General features: G+C 54.2%; 6 protein-coding genes. All 6 read left to right on the top strand.

Features of this window, described 5'->3' with window-relative positions; all coding sequences use genetic code 11:
• The first annotated feature begins 79 nt into the window (after positions 1–79).
• Entirely contained in the window at positions 80–1,015 is a 936-nt protein-coding gene (locus FBQ85_28470) for a DUF4175 domain-containing protein (protein MDL1879068.1), read from the top strand.
• A 331-nt stretch (positions 1,016–1,346) separates the two neighbouring features.
• Positions 1,347–1,667 carry a quaternary ammonium compound efflux SMR transporter SugE gene (sugE, locus tag FBQ85_28465; GenBank protein ID MDL1879067.1) on the top strand — a complete coding sequence of 107 codons (321 nt, stop codon included), beginning with the start codon at positions 1,347–1,349 and terminating at the stop codon, positions 1,665–1,667.
• Between the two features lie 18 nt (positions 1,668–1,685).
• Positions 1,686–2,117: a gamma-glutamylcyclotransferase gene (locus FBQ85_28460; protein MDL1879066.1), complete on the top strand. Its 432-nt coding sequence runs from the start codon at positions 1,686–1,688 to the stop codon at positions 2,115–2,117.
• 17 nt (positions 2,118–2,134) lie between these two features.
• A complete protein-coding gene (locus FBQ85_28455; GenBank protein ID MDL1879065.1) occupies positions 2,135–3,151 on the top strand; it encodes a metal-dependent hydrolase in 1,017 nt (338 codons plus the stop codon).
• A gap of 46 nt (positions 3,152–3,197) precedes the next feature.
• Positions 3,198–3,800 carry a flavin reductase family protein gene (locus tag FBQ85_28450; protein ID MDL1879064.1) on the top strand — a complete coding sequence of 201 codons (603 nt, stop codon included), beginning with the start codon at positions 3,198–3,200 and terminating at the stop codon, positions 3,798–3,800.
• A 93-nt stretch (positions 3,801–3,893) separates the two neighbouring features.
• On the top strand, positions 3,894–4,414 hold a 521-nt coding region (locus tag FBQ85_28445), incomplete at its 3' end, for a glyoxalase (GenBank protein MDL1879063.1).

Raw genomic sequence — 4,414 nt, 5'->3', positions numbered from 1 at the left:
CTCGCGGCAAAATTTTTGAACACGGAGTGGTCAAGCTAATGCTCGGTTTTCAAGCTTCATTCTTTCAGGAAAGGCTCATATGAAATCCCTCATTGCCCACCTTTTGTGTCTGTTGTTTCCGGTGCTGGCCTTCAGCCAGGAAATGGTCAAAGTAAACATTCTCGAAGTGTATGATAAAATCCCCGCGCCGCCGGCGGATGCCCAAGCGGCGCATAGCCGCCTGGTGTGTGTAGTTGAAAACGGTTTCGAACGTTGCGAGGCGAAAAAGTTCTACCAGGCCACCGCGGACGCCCTCGCGGCGCTCGAACAGCAAATCACCAAAACCAATGCTGCGCTGGCGCAACCGGGCGTCGATGCCATCAAGCAAATCGACCCGCAGGAAATGCAAAAGAAGATTGAAGCCATGAGTCCGGAGGAAAAAATCCAATTCGCCATGCAAATGAGCCAAATGGCGCTGGGCATGCAAAACGTGCAGCCGGAATCGGAAGAAGTTCAGGAAGCGTTGGCGGCATTCGGCGAGGTTAGCGTTGCAGTCAACAGCGAATACACCAATCCCGATGACGTTGCCAAGAAAAAAACGCAAATGGATGCCGAGCGCCAGCGCAAGCACGAGGAGATTGACGCCTGGGCAAGAGCCGAGCACGCGAAGATTCCACAAGTGGCCGGAGGCCCCGGCGTCGGCATGATCCCGGAACCGAAAGCCGCGCACGCGCTCAGAATCAGCACCGTGGAAAAACATCTCGCCGTTGATAACGAGTATTTGACCGCGCTGCAAAAATGGTGGCCGGAGGAAATTAAAAAACAGAAATCGCGCTTTACACCGTTTCAACAGAAACTGGCAGCAGTGGATTATGGCGAACAAGCGAATAGCACCGTCCACAAGCAAACGCTGGTGCAGGGGCAGAGCATGATGTTCAGCTCCGCTGCTGCACTCGCCCAATTCTCCCGCGACGTTTCAGAAAGCGCCGGCAGGCGTTGGCAAGATAAATTGAAATTGGAGAAGGAAAATCCGTAACGTTCACATTGGAATTTTCCCATCATAGAGAAGCTCTGCGCAAACTCCGCGTGAGGTGATAAAAACGTTATAGCGTTTTTCAAATGCGTGTGCAGGAGCCGTAGTCTTGCCCCCTCGTGGGGCACTGTTGCAACCGCGACTTGCCCCCTCGTGGGGCACTGTTGCAACCGCGAATTTAGTGGCTTCGACAGCCGCCCACGAGGGGCGGGGGCTACAAACCTGTTCATCCAATTAAAAACCGCAATAATGGATTTTTTACACGCGGTTTGGCCCAAGTTCAATGTGAAATCGTGGCCGGCGTTCCATTGCGTGTAAGCTGAAGGAGAAAAGCGTGGCCTGGATTTATCTCTTCATCGCCGGTCTGTTTGAAGTGGGTTGGGCGATCGGATTGAAATACACCGCCGGCTTCACCAAGCTCTGGCCGAGCGTGCTCACGGTTTTTGCAATGATCGCGAGTTTTTTCCTGTTGGCGCAAGCGCTGAAAACCATTCCCGTGGGCACTGGCTACGCGGTGTGGACCGGCATTGGCGCTGCCGGCACGGCGATTTTGGGCATGTTTTTGTTCCATGAATCGCGTGAGACACTGCGCCTGCTTTGCCTGGGATTGATTGTCGCAGGCATTGTGGGATTGAAGATCGTTTCGACGGAATAGAAAAGGTTGGTGACTGATATGATCGATCGCGAAATCTGGACATTCTTCTACGGTTCTTACATGAACTTCGACGTACTCAAGGAAGTCGATCTTATGCCGGAACGCTGGGAGGTTGCCAAGTTGTACGGCTTCGATATTCGCATTCAGCCGCGCGCGAATTTGATTCGCTCGGACCAGCATTGTGTTTTTGGCATCATCGCGGCGGCGACGCATGAGGAATTGCAGCGTTTATATGCGCATGCGCAGGGCGTTTTGGGCGAGGTATATCTTCCCGAAGCCGTTTTGATCGAAACCCTGGACGGCAAATGGCTGCCGGCGCTGTGTTACATTTGCCCGGAGATGCAAGCCCGGCCGGCTGCCGATGATTATCTCGATCGCATCATCAAGCCCGCCAAAGCATTTGGTTTTCCGCAGTGGTATATCGCGCGGCTCGAAAGTTTTCGATCATGATTTGTGCATGAATACAGATGGACAATCTGACTCATAGCCTCACCGGGGCTCTGGTCGCGAAAGTGCTTGAAGTCACGCGGCCAAGCCATGTCGAAGATCCTCGGGACCGGCGCTCGGCGTTTTGGTTGTTGGTCGTTTCCGCGAATCTGCCAGACCTTGACGTTGTGCTCGGTATGTTCAGCGATCCGATTTTCGCGATGCAACATCATCGCGGCCTCACGCATTCGATTTTATTTGCGCCGGTGTTTGCGCTGCTGCCGGCTTCGTTGTTTTATTTTTGGAAGAAGCTCAAACCCTTCAAAACCGCATGGCTGCTGGCGTTGCTCGGAACGTTGGTGCATATCTTTTTTGATGTGATCACCGCCTACGGCACCCAGATTTTCTCGCCGTTCTCACCAGCGCGGCATGCCTTGGATTGGATGTTCATCATCGATCCGTTCTTCACCGGCATTCTGGTGTTGTCGCTGTTGCTTGCCAAATTTTGGACAAAGCCGCGCAGGAAGCTGATTCTCGGCTGTGTTGCGCTCGTTGCGTTTTATCTCGGCGCGGAGATGGTCAATCACAATCTTGCCAAACAGCGCATGGCAACAGCATTGCAACAGAATGGCATTTCTGCAACTAACATTTCTGCGCTGCCGCAGCCGTTCAACATTTTTCGCTGGATGGGCATTGCGCGAACGCCTAACGGCGTGGCGCAAGCTTACTTTTCGAATCTGCAAACGGACGAATTGTCTGTGATGGTGTATGAAAACGCTGAAGACAAATTTTCCCGGCGCGCCCGGCAAACGCTTGAGAGCCGCTGGTACTTGCAATTCGCGCGTTATCCCTGGATTCATATGGAAGAACGCGAGGGCCGCAATGTCGTCGAGATACGCGATCTGCAATTCATGATTGACAAGGGCATCACGCAGGCGCTCGGTTTTCCGGAGCGGTCGCTGCCGTTCATTCTCCGGTACAGTTTTTCACCGAACGGCAATCCGCTGGCAACGGAATTCAACAACGAAAGCCTGCCGCAACAAAGTTTCTCAAAGTGAACAAGCGATCATGAGAGATTTTTTAATGGATCAAAAAAGCATTTCAATGACGCCGGGCGATTTACCGCCGCGTGAAGCCTCGCGCTTGCTGTTGAGCATCATTGCCCCGCGGCCGATCGCCTGGGTTTCGTCGATGGGTGCCGATGGTTCGCTCAATCTCGCGCCGTTTTCGTTTTTTACCGCCGTATCCGCCAATCCCCCGACAGTGATGATTGCCGTTGGCGCGCGCAAAGGCAAGCCCAAAGACACGCTGCGCAACGTGCAAGAAACCGGCGAGTTTGTGATTCATATCGTCGATGAAACCCTGGCCGAAGCGATGAATCTAACCTCGGGCGAGTGGGAATACGGCGTCAACGAGTTCGAAATGGCCGGCCTGGAAACGATTCCCTCGCTGGAAGTAAAACCGCCGCGGGTGGCTGTCGCGCGGGTTGCCATGGAGGCGAAAATCGCGCAAATCGTTCCGGTGGAGGGCACAACCTCAACGCTGATTCTGGGCAGAATTGTGCGCTATCATCTGCGCGCGGATTTGCTGCGGTCCGACGGTTTGATCGATGCTGCGTTACTGCAGCCGATCACGCGCCTGGGCGGCGCAGAATACGCGACGATTGGCCGGGTGTTTGAGATGAGCCGGCCGCAAGCAAACAAATAAATAAAGCCGGACTTGGAGGCAAATAATTTTGGATGACAAATAATACCCTTGCCTCCAAGCCCGGCTTTGCCCCTCTTTTTAGGAGCCTTTCACATGAGCATCCTCGGCCTGCATCACATCACCCTCGTCTGTTCCGACGCGCAACGCACGGTGGATTTTTACACGAAAGTCCTGGGCCAGCGTTTTGTGAAGCGCACGGTGAATTTCGACGATCCCGGCAGTTATCATTTGTACTTCGGTGATGAAACCGGAAAGCCGGGCACGGCGATTACGTTTTTCGAATGGCCGTTTGCTCCCAAGGGCGCGGCCGGTATCGGCGGCACGCATCACTTTGCGTTGAGCGTGAATGATCGCACCGGCTTGTTGCAATGGAAGCGGCGACTCAGTGATCTCGGCATCCGCGTGACCGGCCCGTTTCCTCGTAATTATTTTGAATCGATTTATTTTCGTGATCCCGACGGCATGCTGCTTGAAATCGCGACGCCAGGCCCGGGCTGGGCGGTCGATGAAGCGCCGGACAAGCTCGGCATGGAATTTCGCGAGCCGCCGTTGGACATGCGCAAAGGCCAGCGCGACGAAGCACGCATTCAAACCGAGACCTGGCCGGAACCGGT

The organism is Cytophagia bacterium CHB2, assembly GCA_030263535.1.
In the GTDB taxonomy this organism is placed as follows: Bacteria; Zhuqueibacterota; Zhuqueibacteria; order Zhuqueibacterales; family Zhuqueibacteraceae; genus Coneutiohabitans.
This window is presented reverse-complemented; position numbering and strand designations above follow the sequence as displayed.

Excerpts from the sequence above, each read along its gene's own strand:
- FBQ85_28460 (MDL1879066.1), top strand. The coding sequence starts at position 1,686 with ATGATCGATCGCGAAATCTGGACATTCTTCTACGGTTCTTACATGAAC.
- FBQ85_28450 (MDL1879064.1), top strand. The coding sequence starts at position 3,198 with ATGACGCCGGGCGATTTACCGCCGCGTGAAGCCTCGCGCTTGCTGTTG.
- FBQ85_28455 (MDL1879065.1), top strand. The coding sequence starts at position 2,135 with ATGGACAATCTGACTCATAGCCTCACCGGGGCTCTGGTCGCGAAAGTG.
- FBQ85_28470 (MDL1879068.1), top strand. The coding sequence starts at position 80 with ATGAAATCCCTCATTGCCCACCTTTTGTGTCTGTTGTTTCCGGTGCTG.